The sequence below is a fragment of the Clostridium sp. YIM B02569 genome, from assembly GCF_022320765.1.
GTDB lineage: Bacteria > Bacillota > Clostridia > Clostridiales > Clostridiaceae > Clostridium > Clostridium beijerinckii.
The window spans coordinates 1-23416 of the sequence record NZ_JAKJJX010000046.1 but is presented as its reverse complement, the minus strand read 5'-3'; the positions used below and the strand labels follow the sequence as shown (position 1 = coordinate 23416).

Here is a 23416-nt window from a genome sequence, read left to right as displayed (position 1 = left end):
CCATTCCGAACAGGAAAGTTAAGGTCTATAGCGCCGATGGTACTGCATGGGAGACTGTGTGGCAGAGTAGGACATTGCGAGGTAATAAAAAATATGCTCAGATGATAACTTATCATCTGAGCATATTTTTTATTATAAAGTTTTTTGATTTAAAATAATAATTAAAGAATCCTTAAATATAAAAATTCAGATTTAAGGATTTGCAATAACTACTTATACAACGTGTAACTAATTTTTGGGACACGACTATACTGGTATTAATAGAGATAAGCATATATATTGAAATTTATTTCTATGCACAATTTTTTTATATTTAGATTTCATTATCTGAGACTGTTTAAGAATTTTCTAATTATCATTAAATTGTGATTGTGATAAATTACTTTAGAAGGTGAGATTATGATTAAATTAGTACTAGTAAGGCATGGAGAAAGTCTTTGGAATTTGGAAAATAGATTTACTGGATGGACAGATGTGGATTTGTCAGAGAATGGATTAAAGGAAGCAAGAAGAGCAGGAAAAATACTTAAGAAAAATGGTTTTGTATTTGATGTAGCTTATACATCAGTTCTAAAAAGAGCGATAAGAACATTATGGATAATATTATATGAGATGGATTTGGCATGGATTCCTGTTTTTAAATCATGGAGACTAAACGAGAGACATTATGGAGCTTTGCAAGGATTAAATAAAGCAGAAACTGCTAAAAAATATGGAGAAGAGCAAGTTCATAAATGGAGAAGATTTGTAAATGTAAAACCTCCAGAATTGACTAAAGAGGATACCAGATACCCTGGGAATGAATATAAGTACAAGGATTTAAATGAAGAACAAATACCTTTAACAGAAAACCTTGCTGATACTGAAAGACGTGTGTTAGAGGAATGGAGAGGAAATATAGCTGAAGATTTGAAAGAAGGTAAAAGAGTGATAATATCTGCTCATGGAAATACATTAAGAGCCTTAGTTAAATATTTAGACGATATTCCAGCTGATAATGTAGCTAATTTGAATATTCCAACAGGAATACCTTTAGTATATGAATTGGATGAAAAGTTAAAGCCAATTACTCATTATTACCTATCAGATAAGGAATAAGTGATAGGATAAGTTGGTGTAAAATCTGAATTTAAGAAAAAATTACAATAATTATAACAAAGAAATATAATTTATTGCAAAAACAGTAAATCTTTTAAAATTTTAAATTATATAGATTTATTGTTTTTGTGATTTTATTCAAATTAAATATAAAATTTTGTATTTTTTGTTTATATATTTCTATTAATATAAAGCGTATAATTACATAGTTGTGGAGTTCAGAATTGAAATAGGATATTTTTGTGATATCGTATTAAATGTTTGACTAATATAAATTAATTTTTACTAATATCTTTAAGGGGGAGACATTAAATGATAATAACTAGAAATTTAACAAAAGGAAATCCAGCAAAATTGATATTGCTGTTTACTATTCCTTTATTAATAGGAAATATATTTCAACAATTTTACAATATAGCAGATACATTTATTGTTGGCCGTACAATAGGCGTAAATGCTTTAGCAGCGGTAGGATGTACAGGAAGCATAATGTTTTTAATTTTAGGGTTTGCTCAAGGTTTAACATCGGGACTTTCAATCATTACTGCGCAAAAATTTGGTGCAGATGATAAGGAAGGGGTTAAGAAAAGTTACTTCACAGGCATAGTTATTAGCATGATAATAACTATAATTCTTACAACTATAAGTACGATTCTAGCTAGACCTATATTAGAACTAATGAATACACCTGTAGAAATTATTGATGATGCATATAATTTTGTAGTAGTAATATTTATTGGAATAATAGCATCGATGTTTTTTAATTTTTTTTCAAATATTATTAGAGCCTTGGGAGATAGCAAAACGCCATTAATATACTTAGTGGTAGCGTGTATTTTAAATATAATTTTAGAATTTGCATTTATATTAATATTCAAGATGGGAGTAACTGGAGCAGCTTGTGCAACTGTTATAGCACAAGGAGTATCGGCATTATTGTGTATGTGGTACATAAAGAGAAATTTGCCCATACTTAAGTTAAAGAAGAGTGACTTAAAGTTATCCAAAGAAACTTTTTTAGAACACATTAAAATTTCTCTACCAATGGGATTTCAGGCATCTATAATAGCAATTGGTGCTATTATATTACAATTTGCATTAAATAGCCTTGGGGCTACTTCTGTAGCTGCATATACTGCTGCTCAGAAAATAGATACTCTCGCTACTCAACCTATGATGTCATTTGGTATAACAATGGCTACATACACAGCACAAAATTTTGGTGCGGAAAAAATTGATAGAATTAAAGAAGGCGTAAAGAAATGTGTTTTTATATCAGTAGCATTTAGTATTATAGTGGGCCTTATAAATACTTTCGCAGGTTATTTTCTTACAGGAATTTTTGTTGGATATGATCAAAAAGAAGTTATTAGGTTGTCACAAATATATTTAACTTCAAACGGATTAAATTATTTTTTACTTTCACTACTGTTTATATATAGATATACGCTTCAAGGATTAGGGCAAAGTTTTATTCCAACAGTAGCAGGAATTATGGAATTGTTGATGAGGACGTTCGCTGCAATTATATTATCACGACCGTTAGGTTTTTTAGGCGTGTGTATGGCTAATCCATTAGCATGGCTTGGAGCATGTATTCCACTTATAAGTGCATACTATATTAGCATCAGGAGAATAGATATAGAATACTCAAAAAAGAAAAGCTGTTTGTATGAATCAGATATAGATGCATGCAATTATATAAGTAAGTAAAAGTTAGTTTATATAGTAACTTTGTATTGTCGTATGATTTATGTGATAAGGAATGAACTAAGATTATTGGTGTTAAATAATCCTATTTCATTCCTTATTACATTTTTTGATTATTTTAATTGTGTTTAAATCGATACCTCTAATAGAGTAATTTGAAGTTGAATATTGAATTTATATAATATTGTTGAGAGAATTTTACAAATATTTGAATGTAAAATACTGAATATATAAAATTTGTAATATATATACTGAGAATATAAAATGAGTTTTATATAAATGATATAATTAGAAGATCGGGAGTGAGATTATGGATGGAAAATCAGTGATAAAGTGGCATAAGGATATAATCGTAATAATTATGGGGGAAAGTGGAGGACTTTAGTTACAATGAATTAAAAATACTTAATATATTTTGATAATTATATTAAGATAAACATACATTTTTATAAAGTGGATATAAATTAAAAATTTAATAAAGTATTTATTGTAATAAAATGAAAAATAATATATAAATATATATGAAAATAAAAATGCTAGAATTAATATTAACATTTTTGGCATTTGTTATTAAAATAAAGATAAAAAGTGAGGAACAAAATGGAAGATAATCAAAATATACAAGACAAAATAAAAAGTTTTTTAGAAGAGAATAGGATAAATGTTAAAGGTGGAACTATAACAAGTGAAAAGCAATTATCACTAGTTTTAAATGATCTTGCAATGGGAGATTTTAAAAAAGGAAAGCTAGATAAGGCATTATATTTCACAGAAAAAGCAGCTGAATTTAATAAAGAAAATTATTATTCATATTTTATAAAAGGTCTAGTATGTAGAAAGTTAGGAAAAAATGAAGATGCGATTGAAGCATTTAATGTATATTGTAAAGACTCTGATGATTCATTAACCCACATATATATGGGACTTTCGTATGCAGAATTAGGAAACATAGAAAATGCATTAGATCATCTTAGAAAAGGCGAAAAGAACATCTCAAAAAATGAAAAGGAAGATCATAAATTATTAATCTGTGCAACTTATGAGTGTATAGGAAATATATATTTAAGTAAAGAAAATATAGTAGAATTTAATGAGAGAGATAAATATAGTATGAACTATAAAAGTGCGGTAAGATATTATAAAATGGCACTAAAAATAAACAGGAAAAATCCTGATTTAATCAATAGATTAGCTGCATGTTATTATCATCTTGAAGATTTAAATAAAGCATTATATTGCTATGAGCAAGCTGCTAAGATTGTAGAAGATAAAAGCATGTATGTAGAAGCAATCAAAGAAATGCATGAAGCTGGTGCTAAATCAGAGCCAGCAGGATTTTAGTCTATAAGAAAATTGTATAGATAAAAAAGCTTAATGTTATATTTTAGTAACATTAAGCTTTTTTGTGTTTTTATAAGGTTTAATAAGCCAAAGGTAAACAACGTTAAAATACTGTATATAAATCAATTAAACATATTCTGAAAAGTAAAGTAAAAATATCTTTCTAGAATTAATTAAAAGAGATAGAGACTAGGAAATACATAACTGATATATATAAATTTATGAATTAACTTGTAAAAATTATCATAACATTTCTACATAACGAACGTTTTTTGATAATATAGTTCTAATATTTATATTTGTAGAGAATACAAATGTCTTTCGTGGGTTGACAGATGGGCAGATATAGGATAATATATAATTTGTTAATAATCGTCGGAATAAATTAATAAATTAATAAATTTATACTTTAAGGATTACTTTATATAAACAATTTCAATAGAAATATTAAAAAGAATAGTAATATTTAAACAATGAATAGCTGGTTAATTATTTTCTATGTTTTTTGTAAATCTTATTATCAAATTATTATTTTTTTGCAGAGTACACCTTGAGAAAATAAAACTAATACTAGGGGGCTTATTTTATGAAGAAAAAAATTTCTTTGCTTTTGGCGCTGGCTATGACAACTACATTTACGCTGGCGGGATGTTCAAAATCAAATACTAAAGCAAATATAGACAGCGATGTTATAAAAATTGGTGTATTTGAGCCAATGACTGGTGCTAACGCAGCTGGGGGACAGCTAGAAGTAGAAGGCGTAAAACTTGCGAACAAGCTCTATCCAACAGTTAATGGTAAAAAAGTTGAACTGGTTTTTGCAGATAATAAATCAGACAAAGTTGAAGCGGCTAGTGCAGCATCTAATCTTGTGGAGCAGGAACAAGTTAATGCAATTATAGGAAGCTGGGGAAGTGGAAATTCTATGGCAGCAGGAGATGTTGTACAAGATGCTAAGGTTCCAGCAGTCGCAGCTTCAGCTACAAATCCTCTTGTAACAGCTGGTAATGATTATTACTTTAGAGTTTGTTTTATAGATCCTTTTCAAGGAACTGTTATGGCAAAATATGCAGCAAATAAATTACAAGCTAAAAAAGTAGCTTTACTCCAAGAGGTTTCAAGTGATTACTCAGTTGGAATTTGTAAGTTCTTTACCGATGAATTTATAAAGATTACAGGAGATAAAGATGCAATTATAGCTAAAGCTAACTATAATACAGGTGATCAGGATTTTACAGCTCAACTTACAAATATCAAGAGTAGTAATCCAGATGTGATTTTTGCTCCAGGTAATTTTACAGAAGGAGCTATGATAATAAAGCAAGCGAGACAGCTTGGAATAACCACTCCAATAATTGGAGGAGATACTTGGGAAACTCCAGAGTTTTTAGATATAGGTAAAGAAGATGTTGATGGAACAGTATTTTCTACTTTTTTTGCAAGTGAGACTCCTATAACTAACGAATCAAAAGTCTTTCTTGATGAATATAGAAAAGAATATAATAAAGAACCAGCAGCGGTTTCAGCTTTATCATATGATGCATATTTAGTAATTTTAGATGCAATTAAAAGAGCTAATTCGATAGATCCAGTAAAAATTAGAGATGAAATTGCAAAAACCAAGAATTTTCCTGGTGCAGCAGGAGTAATAACTATAGATCAAAATAATAATGCAGTAAAAGACGCAGTTTTAAAGATAGTTAAAGATGGTAAATTTACTTATCTTGATACAATAAAACCTGAAGAAAATTAATTAGGGGTGAAAATATGACTTTAATGAATTTAAGCACATTTATGCAAAATTTAGCAAATGGTATCTCACTAGGAAGTTTATACGCACTTATAGCTATAGGATATACTATGGTCTATGGAATATTAAAACTTATAAATTTTGCTCATGGAGATATATTTATGATGGCTGCATATTTCGGATTTTTCGGAGTTGCAACATTTGGACTACCTTGGTACTTTGCTTTTATAATCGCAGTGGTTATAACAGCATTCCTTGGAATGGGAATTGAATTCACTGCTTATAGACCGTTAAGAAATGCACCTAAGATTTCAGCTTTGATTTCAGCTATTGGTGTATCCTTCTTACTTGAAAATTTAGCGGTTGTTTTATTTGGAGGAAGACCTAAAGCATTTCCAGATGTGAAGCTATTTACAGATGTAATAGTTATAGGTGGAATTTCAATTCAAAGACTTACTTTTATAATTCCAGTTGTTACAATAGTAATACTATTTGTTTTATTACACTTAGTTAATAATACGAATATTGGTATGGCAATGAGAGCAGCTTCAAAAGATGTTGAAACTGCAAGACTTATGGGGATAAATGTAAATAAGACAATATCATTTACTTTCGCTATTGGATCGGGATTAGCTGCAGTAGGTTCTATGATGTGGTGTGTAAAATATCCACAAATAGTTGCACTTATGGGAATGATGCCAGGTCTTAAATGTTTTATAGCCGCTGTAATTGGTGGTATAGGAGATATTAAGGGAGCAGTTATTGGTGGTTTTATACTTGGACTAGCTGAAATTATGTTAATTGGATTTTTCCCTGGACTTACAGGGTATAGGGATGCTTTAGCATTTATACTATTAATCGTAATATTGCTATTTAAGCCTACAGGAATAATGGGCAAAAATTTAACAGAGAAGGTGTAAAAATGAACAATAAAAATAAATTTTTAAATATAGCTCTTATTGCAATTGTATTTTTACTCTTATTTGTTGCAAATAATAGCTTAGACTCTTATAAAATTAGAATTTTAAATTTATGTGCAATATATACAGTTCTTGGATTAAGCTTAAATCTAATAAATGGATTTACAGGATTGTTTTCATTAGGACATGCAGGCTTTGTAGCGGTAGGTGCTTATACAACTGCATTGCTTACAATGAGTGAAAAAGTTAAAAATCAAAATTTCTTTATGGAACCATTAATGGCGCCTTTTAATCATATATCGGTACCGTTTATTGTAGCATTGTTAATAGCTGGTCTTTTATCTGCATTTATAGCAGTTTTAATAGGTGCTCCGGCTTTAAGGCTTAAGGGTGACTATTTGGCTATTGTTACTTTAGGATTTGCAGAAATTATAAGAATAGTTATTACTAATATACAAGGTCTAACCAATGGAGCTTTGGGTCTTCGTGGTATTCCTCATATGACAAACCTATATTGGAGCTTTGGAGTAGCAATTGTGACAATAATAATATTGCTGTCGCTTATAAATAGTTCATATGGAAGAGCTCTAAAATCAATTAGAGAAGATGAGATTGCAGCTGAAAGTATGGGGATAAGTTTATTCAAACACAAAGTAATAGGATTCGCTATTGGTGCTTTTTTTGCCGGAGTTGGAGGTGGATTACTTGGGAACCTAATGGGAACAATTGATCCTAATATGTTTAAGTTCAGCCTTACGTTCAATATACTCCTTATAATAGTTATTGGAGGAATGGGAAGCGTTACAGGAACAGTTATATCAGCTTTCATCGTAACAATACTTGGAGAAGCTTTAAGATTTTTGGATATGGAAAAGCAATTTGATTTAGGAATCTTTAGTTTTTCAGGGATACCAGGACTTAGAATGGTTATTTTCTCAATTTTGCTTATGATAATAGTATTATTCTTTAGACATGGAATAATGGGCACAAAAGAATTTTCGTGGAAATCAATATTTAAATATTCTAATAACAAACCTCTAGAAGAAGGAGGGGACAAGTAATGGCATTATTAAACGTACAAAATGCGACTATGCAGTTTGGAGGACTTACGGCTGTAAAAGACTTTAACCTTCAAATTAATCAAGGAGAAATAATTTCCTTAATTGGACCTAATGGGGCTGGTAAAACTACAGCCTTTAATATGATCACTAATGTGTATACTCCTACAAGGGGAAAAATAATCTTTAATGATACTAATATTACTGGAATGAGACAAGATAAAATAACTCAAACTGGTATAGCAAGAACATTTCAAAACATAAGACTTTTTAAAGATTTGAGTGTACTTGACAATGTTTTAATAGGAAATCATGTTCATATTAAGTCAAACTGTATTGAAGCTATGTTAAAGCTTCCTAGATATAAAAGAGAAGAAAAAGAAATGGTTGAGAAATCTTTAGAGCTTTTAAAAGAAGTAGGTCTTGAAAAGTTAAAAAATGAGAAAGCAAGTTCTCTTCCATACGGTATGCAGAGAAAACTTGAAATAGCAAGAGCGCTTGCTACTAATCCGAAGCTTCTTCTTCTTGATGAACCAGCAGCAGGAATGAATCCTACAGAAACTGATGAACTTACAGATTTTGTTAGAGAAATTAAGGATAAATTTGATTTAACTATATTTATGATAGAGCATCATATGAATATGGTTATGGGGTTATCAGATAGAATACAGGTTTTTGAATATGGAATTACTATAGCTGAAGGTACACCTTCTGAAATACAAAATGATAAAAAGGTTATAGATGCATATTTGGGGGTAGCTGAAGATGATTAAAATTGATAATTTAGTAGTCGCCTATGGTGGAATTGAAGCGTTAAAAGGAATAAGCTTAGAGGTACCAGAGGGGAAGATCGTAACTTTAGTTGGTGCTAACGGAGCAGGAAAAAGTACTACATTAAAATCTATAGTAGGTCTAGTTAAACCAAAGAGTGGAACTATAAATTTGGATGATGGAACTGATTTAACTAAGCTTAATACAGAACTTATGGTGAAAAAAGGAATAGCATTAGTTCCAGAAGGAAGAAAAGTCTTTTCAGATCTTACAGTACTGGAAAATTTAAAAATAGGTGCTTATACAAGAAAGGATAAATCAGGTATTCAAGAAGACTTGGAAAAGGTATATTCACTTTTTCCAAGACTTAAGGAGAGAACTTGGCAATTATCAGGAACTCTTTCAGGAGGTGAGCAACAAATGCTTGCAATAGGAAGAGCACTTATGTCAAGACCAAAGTTAATAATGATGGATGAGCCTTCTTTAGGACTTGCACCAATAATCGTAAAAGAATTATTTGGAATTATAAAGAAAATTAATGAAGAAGGCATGACAGTTCTACTAATTGAGCAAAATGCAAATGCAGCTTTAAAAATAGCTGATATTGGCTATATTATGGAAACTGGAAGAATAACACTAAGTGGCTCAGGGCAAGAATTACTTTCTAATGATGAAATTAAAAAAGCTTATCTTGGTGAAGCTTTGTAATATGAGAATTTTCGTATTTAGAGGAGAAATAGCAAGTCAGAAAATAGAAAAATACTGACTTGTTATTTTTTTATTTAAGGAATTTATTTTGCCTTTATTATTACAATACATTAAATTAAAATATAAGTTTTTAGAAAAAGATAATTTTAATTGAACTAAGAGATGTATATTATAAGAAATAAATGCTGGGATATTAGAATTTTTTGAGTTACTATTTTGTTGCTCTTATTTTGTACGTCAATAAGATTAAATTAATACTTAGATATTAGGGGGATATATATATGAAAAGAAAAATTTCATTGCTTTTGGTTATAGCTATGATGACTTCTTTTACTTTAGGAGGTTGTAATTCAAAATCAGGTACAAAAGCCAATGAGGATAGTGATGTAATAAAAATAGGTGTGTTTGAACCAATGACAGGTGCAAATGCAGCAGGTGGACAATTAGAAACAGAAGGTGCAAAACTTGCAAACAAGATTTATCCAACTGTTCTTGGTAAAAAAGTTGAACTGGTTTTTGCAGATAATAAATCTGATAAAGTTGAAGCAGCTAGTGCAGCTGCAAACCTTATTGAGCAGGAGCATGTTAATGCTATTATAGGAAGCTATGGAAGTGGTTTCTCTATGGCAGCAGGTGATATAGTACAGGAAGCTAAGGTTCCAGCTGTAGGGGTAACTTGTACAAACCCTTTAGTAACCGCAGGAAATGATTATTACTTTAGAGTTTGCTTTATTGATCCTTTTCAAGGAACTGTTATGGCAAAATACGCAGCTAATAAGCTAAAGGCTAAAAAGGTAGCAATTCTTCAAGAGGTCTCAAGTGATTACTCAGTTGGAATCTGCAAATTCTTTACTGATGAATTTAAAAAGCTAACTGAGGATAATAATGCTGTTGTAGCAAAAGCAAATTATAACACAGGAGATCAGGATTTCTCAGCACAGCTTACAAATATTAAAGGAAGCAATCCTGATGTAATATTTGCTCCAGGGAATTTTACTGAAGGAGCAATGATAATAAAGCAGGCAAGGCAACTTGGAATTACAGCACCAATAATTGGAGCTGATACCTGGGAGACACCGGAATTTTTAGATATAGGTAAAGAGGATGTTGAAGGAACTGTATTTTCAACATTTTTTGCAACTGAGACACCTATAACTGAAGAATCTAAAATTTTTCTTGATGAATATAGAAAGCAATATAATAAGGAGCCAGCAGCAGCTACAGCATTAGGGTATGATGCATATCTAGTAATTTTAGATGCAATTAAGAGAGCTAATTCTGCAGATCCAGTTAAAATTAGAGATGAAATAGCAAAAACAAAAGATTTTCCGGGTGCAGCAGGGGTAATAACAATTGATGAAAACAATAATGCAGTAAAAGAAGCTGTTTTGAAGATAGTTAAAGATGGCAAGTTTACTTATCTAGATACAATAAAGCCTGAATAGAATTAAAAATGTAAATACTTTAATAAAATAGATAATGTATATTACAATTAAGTTCCAATATTGTGGTCCTAATTGAATAACTTGATTTATAAGGATTCTAAATGTATACTTAGTATTTAAAGATATATATAATAATATTTATAGATAGAGGTAAATGGTTGTATGTTTTTTATAGGTATATTTGGCATTGAAAATAAAAATAAAGAAATAAAGATTTTAGACAATTTAAACTGTAAAAAATGTAATAAAGTTTTTCGTGGAAAGCTGATAAAAAATTTTAATTATTTTCATTTTTTCTTTATTCCGCTTTTTAAGTGGAATATAAAATATTATATAATATGTGATGGATGTGGAACTAACTTTAGTATTTCAGTGGACAAAGGAAAAGCTATTGAGAATAACGAACCTGTAAATATAACTTATTGGGATCTTGAGGAGCTAGAAAGCAGTAATTATAGAGATAATTATAATAGTGGTATATGTAGGAACTGTGGTATGGAAGTTGACTCGAGTTTTCAATTTTGTCCTCATTGTGGGAATAGGATTAAATTTTGAATTTAAAAAAAATCAAGTAGCCGTTGTAGCTACTTGATTTTTTTTCTCTAATTAAAAGTTTCACAAAATCACGTTGATTTGAGTAAAGATTGATAGAGAAATCTTAAACTACAGAAATATATTGTAATAGTTATTGAAATGGAATAACGTGGGTTTTATAATATATAATGATAGAATAGGTTTCTAATTCCAAAAGCCAAAATTGACTTGAGGATAATAATTTATTAAAGAATTAGTGATTATGAAAGAGGATATTAGATGTTTAATTATATAATATTTATTGCAATGTTTTTAACGGCATTTGTTTCGGCGCAATTATGCATATTTTTATTTTATAAAAAAAGAAGAATACATTTAAATGGTCTTTTAGGTGTTATTTTAAGTGTTTTTATATATAGTTTATTTTATTCTTTTGAGTTAATATGTCCTAATTTAACTTTTATGAAATTGTTTACTGGGATAGAGTATATAGGAATAGCATCCATTCCGGCTTTTTGGGTTATCATGGCTCTAGAATATACTAATAAAAGTAGGTATATCACTAAAAAGCTCTATATGTTGTTATTTTCGTTGCCTATGGTATTAGTGGCATTAAATATTACTAATGACTATCATCATCTTTTTTATAAAAGTTACACAGTTGATATTGCAGATAATCTATATATTGCAAATCTTAAACCAGGCATTGTATATGTTATATGCGTAATTTTTGTAAATGTATGTTTCATAGTAGGGAATAGCCTGTATTTAATTTTTTATAGAAAAGAAAACAGTTTATATAAAAAGAGAAGCTTTAAAATCATGCTTACATCATTTATTCCTTGGATTGGATATTGGATATACATGTCAAGGATTACGTCTATAAGAATAGATATAGTTCCAATTTTTATGGGAGTATTTTGTTTGATATATACATACGCTTTGTTTAAATCAAATATCTTTGAAACAGCTACTATTGCTAGACATGTTGTTTTTGATAATATTTCTGAAGCAATATTAGTGTTAGACCAAGAAAACAAAATAATAGATATGAATAATATAGCAGAGAAAATTTTTAATATAAAATCAAAGCTAGCAATAGGACAAGACGTATGCACAGAGTTTAAAGAGTATCAGGAAATTATCAAATATATATATGAAGAAAAAGAAACGAGTTTCAACTGTGAAATTAAAATCAAGAACAAACTCTATTATTTTAAAGGAAAGCTTACACTAATTAATAATAACAGAGGGAAGGGTAAAGTTATTGTTTTGAGTGATAATACTGAACAAGTCTTAATGATTAAGAAACTTGAGTACTACGGCATCACTGACGTTTTGACAGGGGTATATAATAGAAAGTATTTCTATAAAATTGCAAAAGAAAAAATTGAAGCTTGTTCGGATAAGAAACATATGTCTCTATTAATGATGGATATAGATAAATTTAAAATCATTAATGATACTTATGGGCATCCTACAGGTGATATTGTTCTAAAAAAGGTAATGAATATTTGTAAAGAATTATTGGGAAAAAAATATTATATAGGAAGATATGGGGGAGAGGAATTTTTAATTCTACTAGATAATGCTAATTCAGAAAAGGCTTTAGAGATTGGTGAAACAATAAGAAGAAGGATTGAAAATTTGGAAATACTCCATGACAATAAATGCATAAAGATAACATCTTCTTTTGGGATATTTACATCAGTTAGAGAACGAGATTTGGAAAATATGATCAAATTTGCAGATAAAGCTTTGTATGAAGCGAAGAGTTTAGGAAGAAATAGGGTTTCTATAAAAATGGGGAATAGTTAGATTATTATAAATGGTACAGCGCATTGATTATTACAATGTAAAAAACTTTAAATAGTTACTATAATACTATTTAAAGTTTTTTTGTTTAAAATATTTAATTAAAAAATTCATGAATTAAAAATGCATTTTTAGTTTTTACTTGCTTCAAATCTATCAACACGTAATATAGAAGGAAATAATTTCATCCATAACATTACAACTGCTATAGTTCCAATGCCTCCAATAAGAGCAGCGGGAACAGTCCCGAATAAAGACGCTGTAATTCCTGATTCAAATTCACCAAGCTGATTAGAAGTTCCTATGAATATCATATTTACAGAGCTAACTCTTCCTCTCATATAATCTGGAGTATTAAGTTGAACAAGCGTAGATCTTATAACAACGCTAATTACATCGGAAGCACCTAAAATCAAAAGAGCAATGAAAGATATTATAACAGATCTAGATATTGCAAAAGCTATAGTAGATAAACCGAAGAATATAACAGCTATGAACATTGTCTTCCCTACATTGTGCTTTAATGGTTTCCTTGCAAGATAAGCAGACATTAATAATGCTCCAACGGCAGGAGCAGATCTTAGTATGCCTAAACCCAAAGAACCTATCATTAGAATGCTACTTGCGTATATTGGAAGTAAGGCAGTTGCGCCACCAAATAATACTGCAAATAAATCTAGTGATATTGCTCCAAGTATTATAGGTCTACTCTTTATAAAAGATATTCCTGCGAATAAAGATTTTATGCTAGTTGGCTCAGATTTAAAAATTTCTTTCTTAATTGAAATATGATATATAAGAATACCTGATATTAAATATAAGATACCAGTTAATAAAAAAACTAGTGTTGTGCCAAACGTATATAAAATTCCGCCAACAGCTGGTCCTATAATAACTGCAAATTCTGAAACTGAAGACATTAAAGCAGAAGCTCGCGGGAAAATCTCCTTACTAACAATATTAGGCAATAAAGCTTGCATTGGTGGACCTTCAAAAGAATGAGCTACCGCTATAAAGAAAATAAGAATTAAAAATCGTTCTTTAGTAATTAACTCATTATAATTCCCAAAAGCCATAATAAAAATAAATACACTTTGAGTTACTTGACTTAAGGTTACTATTATCTATCTGATATGTGTCCAACAAAAAGGGAGAGAAAAAGCATTGGTAAAAACTGAACTAGTCCAACAAGACCTAGATAAAATGCTGAATGAGTTAAGGAATACATTTGCCATCCAATGGCAACTGTAATCATTTGATATGCGAAATTAGTGGATACACGTGCTGTCATTAATAGTCTTAATGATTTGTTTTTGAGCAAAGTAGAATTATCTTTAGTTGAAATCATTATATTTCAGAACCTTTCTGTATATAGAGTATTATAGCTAAATAAATATTCATAAACATAAGTAACTTATAGGTTTATAATATATTAAATAGCATTATTAATAGTATATACTGGGGAAGAACGCGTATCAAGTTAATAATGGAATTATTTTCTTTTAGAATTGCGGATGCAGTTATTAGCAAAAACTATTTTGGACACAATAAATAGCTTTGTTACTAATATTAAAAAGTTATTTTGAAGAAGAATTTATCAACTGTAAATAATTATTTATGTTAAAAATATGATAAAATAAACATTAATCTAGTATTAAATATTATTAATACACATAAGAGGAGGATATAATATGAGTTTTGGAAATCTTCAGAAGATAAGTAATGGAAAGAGAACCTTTGGAATAACTCCGCATATTCCAGGCGGTTTTATTACTATAGAAACTATGCAAAAAATTGTGGATGTAGCAAAAAAATATAATGGTATATTAAAAATAACTTCAGGACAAAGAATATTAATAACTAATTTTAAGCAAGAAGACTTGGAAAATGTTTGGAATGAACTTGGAATGGAACCAGCAGTTAAAACACAAAATTCAGTTAAGAATGTTGAAATGTGTCCAGCTGGATACTGTAAAAGATCTAAATATAACACAATTGGGACTGGAATGAAACTTTCAAGAAAATATCAATGGATGGAAATGCCATGTAGGACTAAAATAGGAGTAGCAGGCTGTAGAAATGCTTGTGGAAGCGTTTATAGTAAAGATATTGGAGTGATAGCCGATAAAACCGGTTTTATTGTTGCAGCAGGGGGATCAGGAGGTTATAACCCAAGAATGGCAGATATTATTGCTAAAGATATAACAGAAAGCCAAGCATTGAGTTTAGTTGATAATATTTTTGAATATTATATAGAAAATGCAGAGGCAGGAGAAAAGCTGGGATTTTTTATTGATAGAATCGGAATTGAGAAATTTAATCAAGATGTTTTAAAGGGTATAGATATATAGATTCCTTATACATAATTTGGAGTTATATAAATGATATTTAAAAGGTCTTTAAAAAAGAGAGAATTTTGATTAAATAAAAAATTAATTCACGGGGGAATAATGAAAAAAATAAAAGCGGTGTTATTTGACATGGATGGAGTTATATTCGATACAGAGAGAGTATACCTAGAGACTTGGAGAAAGATTTTTAAGAAGTATGGATATGATATGAGTGATGATGTCTATATTTCTGTAATGGGAAGAGGACGGAAAAACGTAATCAAGAAATTTTTAGAGTTATATGGAGAAAACTTGCCTATAACACAAATGTATGAAGAAAAAGATAAGGAATTAAATAAGGCAGTAGAAAGTGGTCAAATTGCTATTAAAGAAGGGGCGAAGGAAATTTTAGAGTTTCTAAAAGAGAGAGGATATAGAATAGCTCTTGCGACATCAGCTAAAATAGAACGAGCTAATATTCAGTTTAGAAATACTGATATCAAAGAAGATTTTGATGTTATGGTTTATGGTGATGATGTAGTAAAAGCCAAACCAGATCCAGAAATATTTCTAAAGGCCGCTAAAAAGCTTTGTGTAAATCCTGAAGATTGTATTGTTATAGAGGATTCTGCTGCAGGTATTGAAGGAGCATATAAAGCTAAAATGATAGGAATACATGTAGAAGATCTTAAGAAAGCCGACAATGATATACTAAAGTATTGTCATAAAAGCTTTGAGAATTTACTAGATATTAAGGAGTATTTAAGTAAGAATATTGATAGGTAATAATTAATATATTCAGAATTTACGTTAAATTGTGTTTTTATAAATATTTATTATCTTACTATTTTGATAAAATGCGGTATATAGCTTGGAGATTATTCTAAAATAATACTTATTTTAGACAACAAATTTATTATTAATAAATTTGTTGTCTTTTTTTATAAAATAATCATATAATATTTAATAATTTTCTATAAATATATGTTATAATAGACTGGTGATGCATAAAATTGAGAGCTTCGTATTTATCTCGTTATTAACTTAAGGGGGAGGATAATAAGTTTATTATTAAACGTGTTAAGAAAGTTTTATTAACTTGAAAAATTCTCGAAATATGGTGTATCATATATATGGATTTTCTTTATTAAAATAGTGCGTTAATAGATACAATAGATTATTATGCGACGGTTTTGTTAAAAATAATAAACAATTATACTAAATAATATATATTTTATATGATTAGATTTGAAAATAAAAAGAAGACAAAATGTTAAGGAGTGAATATTATGGGAGATAATAAAAAATCTTTTATACAAAGTGCATTAGGTTCAGTTTTTTCTGTTTTTAGCGAAGAGGAATTAAAAGAACTGTCAAACGGCAGAAAAATTGCTATATGTGGAAAAGTTAACAATCCAGGGATAATAGAAGTTCCGGAAGGGGCTACACTTAATGAAATAATACAATTATGTGGTGGGCTTATAAACAAAAGTAACTTTAAAGCAGCTCAAATAGGACTTCCTTTCGGTGGTTTTTTAACAGAGGACAGCTTAGATAAAGAATTTGATTTTGGACTATTTTATGAAAATATTGCACGAACAATTATTGTTTTATCACAAGAAGACTGTATTATTCAATTTGAAAAATTTTATATAGAATATTTACTAGCAAAAATTAAAGATGGATCTTATAAGAACTATGAAGTTGTTAAAGAGGACATAACTGAAATGTTTAATATATTAAACAGAATAAGTAAAGGTGTGTCTAATATGCGTGAGATTTATCTTTTGAGAAATCTTGCAGTGACAGTGAAAAGTAAGATGAACCAAAAGCATAATATCATGGAAGAAATAATAGACAAATTCTATGAAGAAATTGAAGAACATATAGAGGAAAAGAAGTGTTATACATCACAATGTAACCATTTAGTAAAATTAACAATTACTAAAAAATGTATTGGATGCGGAGCTTGTAAAAGAGCATGTCCTGTTGATTGCATAAATGGAGAATTAAAAAAGAAACATGAAATAGATTATAATAGATGTACACATTGTGGAGCATGTGTCTCTGCATGTCCTGTTGATGCAATAAGTGCAGGAGATAATACTATGTTATTTCTTAGAGATTTAGCAACACCTAATAAGGTTGTAATTACTCAGATGGCACCAGCAGTTAGAGTTGCGATAGGTGAAGCTTTTGGCTTTGAACCAGGAGAGAATGTTGAAAAGAAAATAGCAGCAGGTCTTAGAAAACTAGGAGTAGATTATGTGTTTGATACGAGCTGGGGAGCTGATTTAACAATAATGGAAGAAGCTGCAGAACTTCAAGAAAGACTTGAAAGACATCTAGCTGGGGATGAGAGTGTAAAACTTCCAATTCTTACTTCATGCTGTCCTTCATGGATTAAATTTATAGAGCAGAATTATGGAGATATGTTAGATGTTCCTTCTTCAGCTAAATCTCCAATGGAGATGTTTGCTATAGTGGCTAAGGAAATATGGGCAAAAGAGAAGGGGCTTTCAAGAGATGAAGTTACTTCAGTTGCTATTATGCCATGTATTGCAAAGAAGTATGAAGCTTCAAGAGCAGAATTTTCAGTAGATATGAACTATGATGTTGATTATGTAATCACAACAAGAGAACTTATTAAAATATTTGAAAATTCAGGAATAAACTTAAAAGAAATTGAAGATGAAGAAATAGATACAGTTATGGGAGAATACACTGGAGCTGGAATTATATTTGGTAGAACAGGTGGAGTTATAGAAGCAGCTACAAGAACAGCTCTTGAAAAGATGACTGGAGAAAGATTCGATAATATAGAATTTGAAGGCCTTAGAGGTTGGGATGGATTCAGAGTTTGCGAACTTGAAGCTGGAGATATAAAATTAAGAATAGGTGTTGCTCATGGACTTAGGGAAGCAGCTAAGATGTTAGATAAAATAAGATCAGGGGAAGAATTCTTCCATGCAATAGAAATAATGGCTTGTGTAGGCGGATGCATCGGCGGTGGTGGTCAGCCTAAAACAAAGGGAAATAAACAAGCAGCATTACAAAAAAGAGCAGAAGGATTGAATAATATAGATAGATCAAAGACACTTAGAAGATCAAATGAAAATCCACAAGTACTTGCTATATATGAAAAATATTTAGATCATCCATTAAGCAATAAAGCTCATGAGTTACTTCATACAGTATATTTCCCAAGAGTAAAAAAAGATTAGAACATTAATTTGAGTGTGATTTAAAATTATAGAAAAACCTCGATGTTAAATATCGGGGTTTTTCTTGGAATTATATTAAAATATAGAATAATATAATTTTTACAGTTTATTATTTGGAAGAGTATTTTTATAATTTTCTTTACATATGCAATTGAAATTTATAAAATGAATGTATACATGTTTTTTCATATGATTATGAGTATATTTAAATATTCTTTATGTAATGTTAAATTTTATTATATATTTAATAAGTATTTTCTATTAATATATTTTGAGGGAAAATCGGATTCAATTATATATAATACATTTATGTTTCGTATAATGAAATTATGCAAGTTATAGCATAAAGAATAGTGTTTGTTTATATTATCTTTAAATATTTTAATTTACTTATTTAAGCCAAGTAATATTAATACTTTATCACCTAATAAATTGATCAAGTAATGATAATATTATTATTAAATTTTACTTGAAATTAATAAAAGATATCATATGATTATTATCAATTGATAAAGGAGTAGATGTTGGCTATTAATTTTTTAGTAGTAAGATAACATAATTTGAAGTGATTCAAGAAATACTACAATTGTTAAAATAAGGTGAGTAATATTAAAATTAGGTTAAGTTTTTTAAAAAGAGTTTAAAAATGTTACAAAATAGAATATACTTGTTACTGGATTATGATATTTAACAATATGTCGAATATTTATATTTTATAGGGAGATGTGATAATATGTTTAATTTAAATCCAAAAGAAGATAAATTCTATAAAATGTTTATAGAAGCTGCACAAAATGTAGAGGAAGGTGCAAAAGTATTAAGAGAAAGCCTAAACTCATTATCCAATATTGAACTTAATGTTAGCAAGATCGAAGAATTAGAACATAACGGTGATAGATTAGTAAATGTTATGGTTAAAGAATTAAATGATTCATTTATAACTCCTTTTGACAGAGAAGACATGTACTTATTGATTAAAAGATTAGATGACATTTTAGATTTAATCAACTCAACAATACATAGATTTGTAATGTTTAACGTTACTGAAAGTACAGAACCAGCAAAATATTTAGCTGATATGATAATAAAATCTACAAAACTCATATCTGAATTAATGGATGAACTTCATTTAATAGCTGGTAAAAATAATATAAATGAAAAGATAGTAACAATAAACCAAATAGAAAGTGAAGTAGATCGTTTATTTAGAAATACAGTAGGTGACTTGTTTAGAAATGAAAAAGATCCTATAGAAATTATAAAATGGAAAGAAATATATCAAATATTAGAAAACACTATTGATAAGTGTGAAAAAATTGCAAATATTGTAGAGGGAGTTGTCATTAAGAATGTTTAGTACTATGACTATAACAGTATTAATAGTAATTACAGTATTAATATTTGACTTTATCAATGGATTCCATGATACAGCAACAGCGGTAGCTACTTCTATTACAACAAGAGCGCTTAAACCGCAAACAGCTATAGTAATATGTGCAATTTTTAATTTCATTGGTGCATTCTCAGGAACAGCGGTTGCAAAAACTGTAGGAGAAAACATAGTAAGTCATAATTCTATGCCTCAATGGGTTATATTAGGAGTTTTAATTTCAGCAATAATATGGAACATAATAACATGGTATTTTGGTATTCCAAGTAGTTCATCTCATGCGTTAATAGGTGCACTAGTTGGTGGCGGAATAGCTTATAATTTGAAATTTGATGTAGTAAATTGGTATAATCTTTTTCATGATGTTGTAATATGGATATTTATTGCACCAATTATTGGTTTTACAGTGGGATACATATTAATGATATTATTAAATTGGATATTAAAACCATTTAAGCCTGGAATAATAAATAAAATCTTTTTGAAATTACAAGTTGTTGCTGGTTCACTTATGGCATTAAATCATGGAAGTAATGATGCTCAAAAGTCTATGGGATTAATAACTATGGCATTATTAAGTGGTGGACTTATCAGTACATTTGAAGTGCCAACATGGGTTATAGCATGTTGTGCTATAGCTATGGCTCTTGGAACAGCATCTGGAGGAAAAAAAATTATCAAAACAATGGGAAGCGGGATGGCAAAACTTACACCAGTAAATGGATTTGCGGCTCAAACAGGAGGCGCAGCTGTAATATTTTTAGCAACACTATTTCACGCCCCAGTAAGTACAACTCACATTATTTCAACAACTGTAATGGGAGTAGGAGCTTCTAAAAGAATTAAATCTGTAAAATGGGGAGTTGCTCAAAATATAGTTTGGGCTTGGATTTTAACTATTCCAATAACAGCAGCTCTTTCAGCATTTATTATATTTATAGCTAAGCTATTTATTTAGGTATTTAAGTAATAGGTTCAAGAAACTTATGTTAAAATCTTATATATGCAATAGATGATATTTTAAAATAATAAACCTATAGATTTCATATAACTGAGATTTATAGGTTTATTTTTATATTATATGAATAATTTATTAATATAAAGATAATCAATCTAATGTTATATGGAGGAAGAATGAACAGTTTGACTTATGAAGAGTTGATACTTCTAGATAATCTGATATATTTAAAATGGGATATAAAAGAAAACGAAAAACTTATAAATCTTGTAGATAATTTATTAAAAAGTGAGAATTTTGACTATCTTATGGAAGCCATTGGAGATTGTATAATAAGAATGGATACAAAAGAATGGATAATGATATTAAATCAAATAAAAGTTAAACCAAATTTAAGTAATCTAAGAATTAAGAATATAAATGATTATAATAATGGAATGGAATATGCCTGCTTTGTAAACGAGGAGGGGAATGCAACAGTAATTTTTAGGGGAACAGCTACAACAAAAGAATGGAATGACAATGGTAAAGGTGCTTATGAATATGATACACTTGAACAAATAGAGGCCTTAAAATATATAAATAACCTTGAATATAGTGATATTACGGTATCAGGCCATTCTAAGGGCGGGAACAAGGCTCAATATGTATCAATATTCTCTCCTAAGGTAAGCAAATGTGTTTCTATTGATGGACAGGGATTTTCGAAAGAATTTATCAGTAGATATGGAGAAGAGATTAGTAAAAACAAGGAAAAAATTATATCTATAAATGCAAAATACGATTATGTAAATTGTTTATTTAATTTGATATCAGAAAAGAATATATATATAAAAACTGAAATCCAGATTAATCCATTTGATTACCACAAGGCAAGTGTGCTTTTAGACGGAAATGGCAATTTAAGAGATGAGACAAATGAAGCTGAATTTTCAAAAATAATTAATTACTTTTCTTCTAGCATAATATCAAATTTACCCGATAATTTAAGATATTTAGTGATAGATGGCATTGTAAATGTAATAGAGCTCATGTTGTGCAGGACGGATGGTAAGGATAATCTATTTAAATCATTAGGCGAGTATTTAATAATGTTTTGTCATGATGGTTGTTCTAACTATAAAGAATTTTTTAGTATAGGATATGCTGTATCAGAGATATTGATCTTACCATTATTGTTTTGGAAGGATTTTGTTATTGTAGAGGAAAGCAATTCAAAGGAATTGCTTAATAATGTAGTAGTAAGAATGAAGTTATTGGAAAGTATGTCGATAAAAAAATTACAAATAATAGATAAGAGCCAAATAGATTTAATACAGAGCATATCAAGTGCAGTTGATGAGCTGATATATAGGATTGAGAATGAGATTTAGAGGTATAAAAAATAGTATTGAAAGAAATGGAGTAAATAAATGATTAAAAATTTATTGACATTATCAAGTTTTGCTTTAATCTCTGCATTAATATATTTAGATAATAAAATTATAAAATTATCTAAATATGAAATAAAAAGTAATAAGATTCCAAAAGAATTTAATAAATTTAAGATAATTCATTTATCAGATTTTCATAATTATAATTTTATCGGAAAAGATAATTTCCAGGTGATTAAAAAAATTGATACTGAAGCTCCAAACATTATCGTTATGACTGGAGACATGGTTAATAAATATGATAAAGATTTTAGCGTTTTTTTTAAGCTAGCAGAAACTTTGAGTAAAAGTTATAAAATGTATTATATTATAGGTAACCATGAACAGAGATTAAAAAAACACGATTTAGATTTTATTACAAAAAGGCTGAGTGAATTTAATATAACTATACTAAATGATGAAAAACTCACTATTCAAGAAAAGGGTAGTTGTCTTAATATTTATGGAATAAATATCCCTCTTTCATTTTATAAAACAAGAAATAGGTCGTCAAATATAGAAGAAGTAATTGGGAAAGTATTAAAAAGGTGCGATTCCAAAGAATATAATATATTATTAGCTCATAATCCACTATATTTTAAAGCATATACAAAATTTAATATAGATTTAGTTTTATCAGGCCATGTTCATGGAGGAATGATCAGATTACCATTTATAGGTGGAATACTTTCTCCAGAAAGAAAATTTTTCCCCAAGTATAATAGTGGGATTTATACAATAGATACGAAAAAGCTTATTGTAAGTAGAGGAATGGGACATAGTAAACCCGGTATAAGATTATTTAATATGCCAGAAATATTAAGTATAACTTTAAGAAATGAATCCTAGAAATTTAAAGTTTTTTTAAAATAAACTTAGTTACTATAATAGTGCAAAAATGCTTGAATAATTTTACAACTGAATAAAATAAAAAAACATTTATGATAAATCC

The 23416-nt window shown here is 28.9% G+C and carries 18 protein-coding genes and 1 pseudogene; 18 read left to right on the top strand and 1 reads right to left on the bottom strand.

Annotation, left to right across the window (positions count from 1 at the left end; all coding sequences use genetic code 11):
* Positions 1–399: 399 nt before the first annotated feature.
* From gpmA to L3B96_RS26335, 11 genes are all read left to right on the top strand, one after another.
* On the top strand, positions 400–1098 hold the full coding sequence (gpmA, locus tag L3B96_RS26385; RefSeq protein ID WP_041895792.1) for a 2,3-diphosphoglycerate-dependent phosphoglycerate mutase: 699 nt from the start codon (positions 400–402) through the stop codon (positions 1096–1098).
* A gap of 312 nt (positions 1099–1410) precedes the next feature.
* Positions 1411–2811, top strand: a complete 1401-nt coding sequence (locus L3B96_RS26380; protein WP_011969084.1) for an MATE family efflux transporter — start codon at positions 1411–1413, stop codon at positions 2809–2811.
* Positions 2812–3408: 597 nt separating this feature from the next.
* Positions 3409–4149: a tetratricopeptide repeat protein gene (locus tag L3B96_RS26375; RefSeq protein WP_011969085.1), complete on the top strand. Its 741-nt coding sequence runs from the start codon at positions 3409–3411 to the stop codon at positions 4147–4149.
* Positions 4150–4735: 586 nt separating this feature from the next.
* Entirely contained in the window at positions 4736–5902 is a 1167-nt protein-coding gene (locus L3B96_RS26370; RefSeq protein ID WP_017212966.1) for an ABC transporter substrate-binding protein, read from the top strand.
* Between the two features lie 14 nt (positions 5903–5916).
* Positions 5917–6819, top strand: coding sequence for a branched-chain amino acid ABC transporter permease (locus L3B96_RS26365; RefSeq protein ID WP_011969087.1), 903 nt, complete (start codon positions 5917–5919; stop codon positions 6817–6819).
* Positions 6820–6821: 2 nt separating this feature from the next.
* Positions 6822–7880: a branched-chain amino acid ABC transporter permease gene (locus L3B96_RS26360; RefSeq protein ID WP_011969088.1), complete on the top strand. Its 1059-nt coding sequence runs from the start codon at positions 6822–6824 to the stop codon at positions 7878–7880.
* On the top strand, positions 7880–8650 hold the full coding sequence (locus L3B96_RS26355) for an ABC transporter ATP-binding protein (protein ID WP_017212967.1): 771 nt from the start codon (positions 7880–7882) through the stop codon (positions 8648–8650). The genes L3B96_RS26360 and L3B96_RS26355 overlap by 1 nt, the downstream gene beginning before the upstream one ends.
* The gene (locus tag L3B96_RS26350) at positions 8643–9356 is read left to right on the top strand and encodes an ABC transporter ATP-binding protein (protein ID WP_011969090.1); all 714 of its coding nucleotides are present in this window, start codon (positions 8643–8645) and stop codon (positions 9354–9356) included. The genes L3B96_RS26355 and L3B96_RS26350 overlap by 8 nt, the downstream gene beginning before the upstream one ends.
* 281 nt (positions 9357–9637) lie before the next feature.
* Positions 9638–10801 carry an ABC transporter substrate-binding protein gene (locus L3B96_RS26345; RefSeq protein WP_011969091.1) on the top strand — a complete coding sequence of 388 codons (1164 nt, stop codon included), beginning with the start codon at positions 9638–9640 and terminating at the stop codon, positions 10799–10801.
* A 162-nt stretch (positions 10802–10963) separates the two neighbouring features.
* Positions 10964–11356, top strand: a complete 393-nt coding sequence (locus L3B96_RS26340) for a zinc ribbon domain-containing protein (protein ID WP_017212969.1) — start codon at positions 10964–10966, stop codon at positions 11354–11356.
* A 258-nt stretch (positions 11357–11614) separates the two neighbouring features.
* On the top strand, positions 11615–13153 hold the full coding sequence (locus L3B96_RS26335) for a diguanylate cyclase (protein WP_017212970.1): 1539 nt from the start codon (positions 11615–11617) through the stop codon (positions 13151–13153).
* A 128-nt stretch (positions 13154–13281) separates the two neighbouring features.
* Here the strand turns inward: L3B96_RS26335 and L3B96_RS26330 are convergent.
* Positions 13282–14498: pseudogene (locus tag L3B96_RS26330) on the bottom strand (MFS transporter).
* A 343-nt stretch (positions 14499–14841) separates the two neighbouring features.
* On the opposite strand from L3B96_RS26330, the gene L3B96_RS26325 reads away from it, so the two are divergent.
* The 7 genes from L3B96_RS26325 (at position 14842) to L3B96_RS26295 (ending at position 23313) form a co-directional block, all read left to right on the top strand.
* Positions 14842–15501 (top strand): NAD(P)/FAD-dependent oxidoreductase, encoded by a 660-nt coding sequence (locus tag L3B96_RS26325; protein ID WP_238948987.1) that lies wholly within the window; start codon positions 14842–14844, stop codon positions 15499–15501.
* 99 nt (positions 15502–15600) lie between these two features.
* Entirely contained in the window at positions 15601–16266 is a 666-nt protein-coding gene (locus tag L3B96_RS26320; RefSeq protein WP_238948986.1) for an HAD family phosphatase, read from the top strand.
* A 503-nt stretch (positions 16267–16769) separates the two neighbouring features.
* Positions 16770–18704 (top strand): [FeFe] hydrogenase, group A, encoded by a 1935-nt coding sequence (locus L3B96_RS26315; RefSeq protein WP_238948985.1) that lies wholly within the window; start codon positions 16770–16772, stop codon positions 18702–18704.
* Positions 18705–19437: 733 nt separating this feature from the next.
* Complete coding sequence (locus L3B96_RS26310; RefSeq protein ID WP_011969098.1) at positions 19438–20061, top strand: DUF47 family protein; 624 nt, start codon at positions 19438–19440, stop codon at positions 20059–20061.
* Positions 20054–21052: an inorganic phosphate transporter gene (locus L3B96_RS26305; RefSeq protein ID WP_011969099.1), complete on the top strand. Its 999-nt coding sequence runs from the start codon at positions 20054–20056 to the stop codon at positions 21050–21052. Before L3B96_RS26310 ends, L3B96_RS26305 begins: the two co-directional genes overlap by 8 nt.
* A 176-nt stretch (positions 21053–21228) precedes the next feature.
* The gene (locus L3B96_RS26300; RefSeq protein WP_011969100.1) at positions 21229–22425 is read left to right on the top strand and encodes an Mbeg1-like protein; all 1197 of its coding nucleotides are present in this window, start codon (positions 21229–21231) and stop codon (positions 22423–22425) included.
* 39 nt (positions 22426–22464) lie between these two features.
* The gene (locus L3B96_RS26295; protein WP_238948984.1) at positions 22465–23313 is read left to right on the top strand and encodes a metallophosphoesterase; all 849 of its coding nucleotides are present in this window, start codon (positions 22465–22467) and stop codon (positions 23311–23313) included.
* Positions 23314–23416 lie beyond the last annotated feature (103 nt).

Excerpts from the sequence above, each read along its gene's own strand:
- L3B96_RS26345 (WP_011969091.1), top strand. The coding sequence starts at position 9,638 with ATGAAAAGAAAAATTTCATTGCTTTTGGTTATAGCTATGATGACTTCT.
- L3B96_RS26340 (WP_017212969.1), top strand. The coding sequence starts at position 10,964 with ATGTTTTTTATAGGTATATTTGGCATTGAAAATAAAAATAAAGAAATA.
- L3B96_RS26300 (WP_011969100.1), top strand. The coding sequence starts at position 21,229 with ATGAACAGTTTGACTTATGAAGAGTTGATACTTCTAGATAATCTGATA.
- L3B96_RS26295 (WP_238948984.1), top strand. The coding sequence starts at position 22,465 with ATGATTAAAAATTTATTGACATTATCAAGTTTTGCTTTAATCTCTGCA.
- L3B96_RS26360 (WP_011969088.1), top strand. The coding sequence starts at position 6,822 with ATGAACAATAAAAATAAATTTTTAAATATAGCTCTTATTGCAATTGTA.
- L3B96_RS26365 (WP_011969087.1), top strand. The coding sequence starts at position 5,917 with ATGACTTTAATGAATTTAAGCACATTTATGCAAAATTTAGCAAATGGT.
- L3B96_RS26305 (WP_011969099.1), top strand. The coding sequence starts at position 20,054 with ATGTTTAGTACTATGACTATAACAGTATTAATAGTAATTACAGTATTA.
- L3B96_RS26380 (WP_011969084.1), top strand. The coding sequence starts at position 1,411 with ATGATAATAACTAGAAATTTAACAAAAGGAAATCCAGCAAAATTGATA.
- L3B96_RS26315 (WP_238948985.1), top strand. The coding sequence starts at position 16,770 with ATGGGAGATAATAAAAAATCTTTTATACAAAGTGCATTAGGTTCAGTT.
- L3B96_RS26320 (WP_238948986.1), top strand. The coding sequence starts at position 15,601 with ATGAAAAAAATAAAAGCGGTGTTATTTGACATGGATGGAGTTATATTC.
- L3B96_RS26370 (WP_017212966.1), top strand. The coding sequence starts at position 4,736 with ATGAAGAAAAAAATTTCTTTGCTTTTGGCGCTGGCTATGACAACTACA.
- gpmA (WP_041895792.1), top strand. The coding sequence starts at position 400 with ATGATTAAATTAGTACTAGTAAGGCATGGAGAAAGTCTTTGGAATTTG.
- L3B96_RS26355 (WP_017212967.1), top strand. The coding sequence starts at position 7,880 with ATGGCATTATTAAACGTACAAAATGCGACTATGCAGTTTGGAGGACTT.
- L3B96_RS26325 (WP_238948987.1), top strand. The coding sequence starts at position 14,842 with ATGAGTTTTGGAAATCTTCAGAAGATAAGTAATGGAAAGAGAACCTTT.
- L3B96_RS26350 (WP_011969090.1), top strand. The coding sequence starts at position 8,643 with ATGATTAAAATTGATAATTTAGTAGTCGCCTATGGTGGAATTGAAGCG.
- L3B96_RS26335 (WP_017212970.1), top strand. The coding sequence starts at position 11,615 with ATGTTTAATTATATAATATTTATTGCAATGTTTTTAACGGCATTTGTT.
- L3B96_RS26375 (WP_011969085.1), top strand. The coding sequence starts at position 3,409 with ATGGAAGATAATCAAAATATACAAGACAAAATAAAAAGTTTTTTAGAA.
- L3B96_RS26310 (WP_011969098.1), top strand. The coding sequence starts at position 19,438 with ATGTTTAATTTAAATCCAAAAGAAGATAAATTCTATAAAATGTTTATA.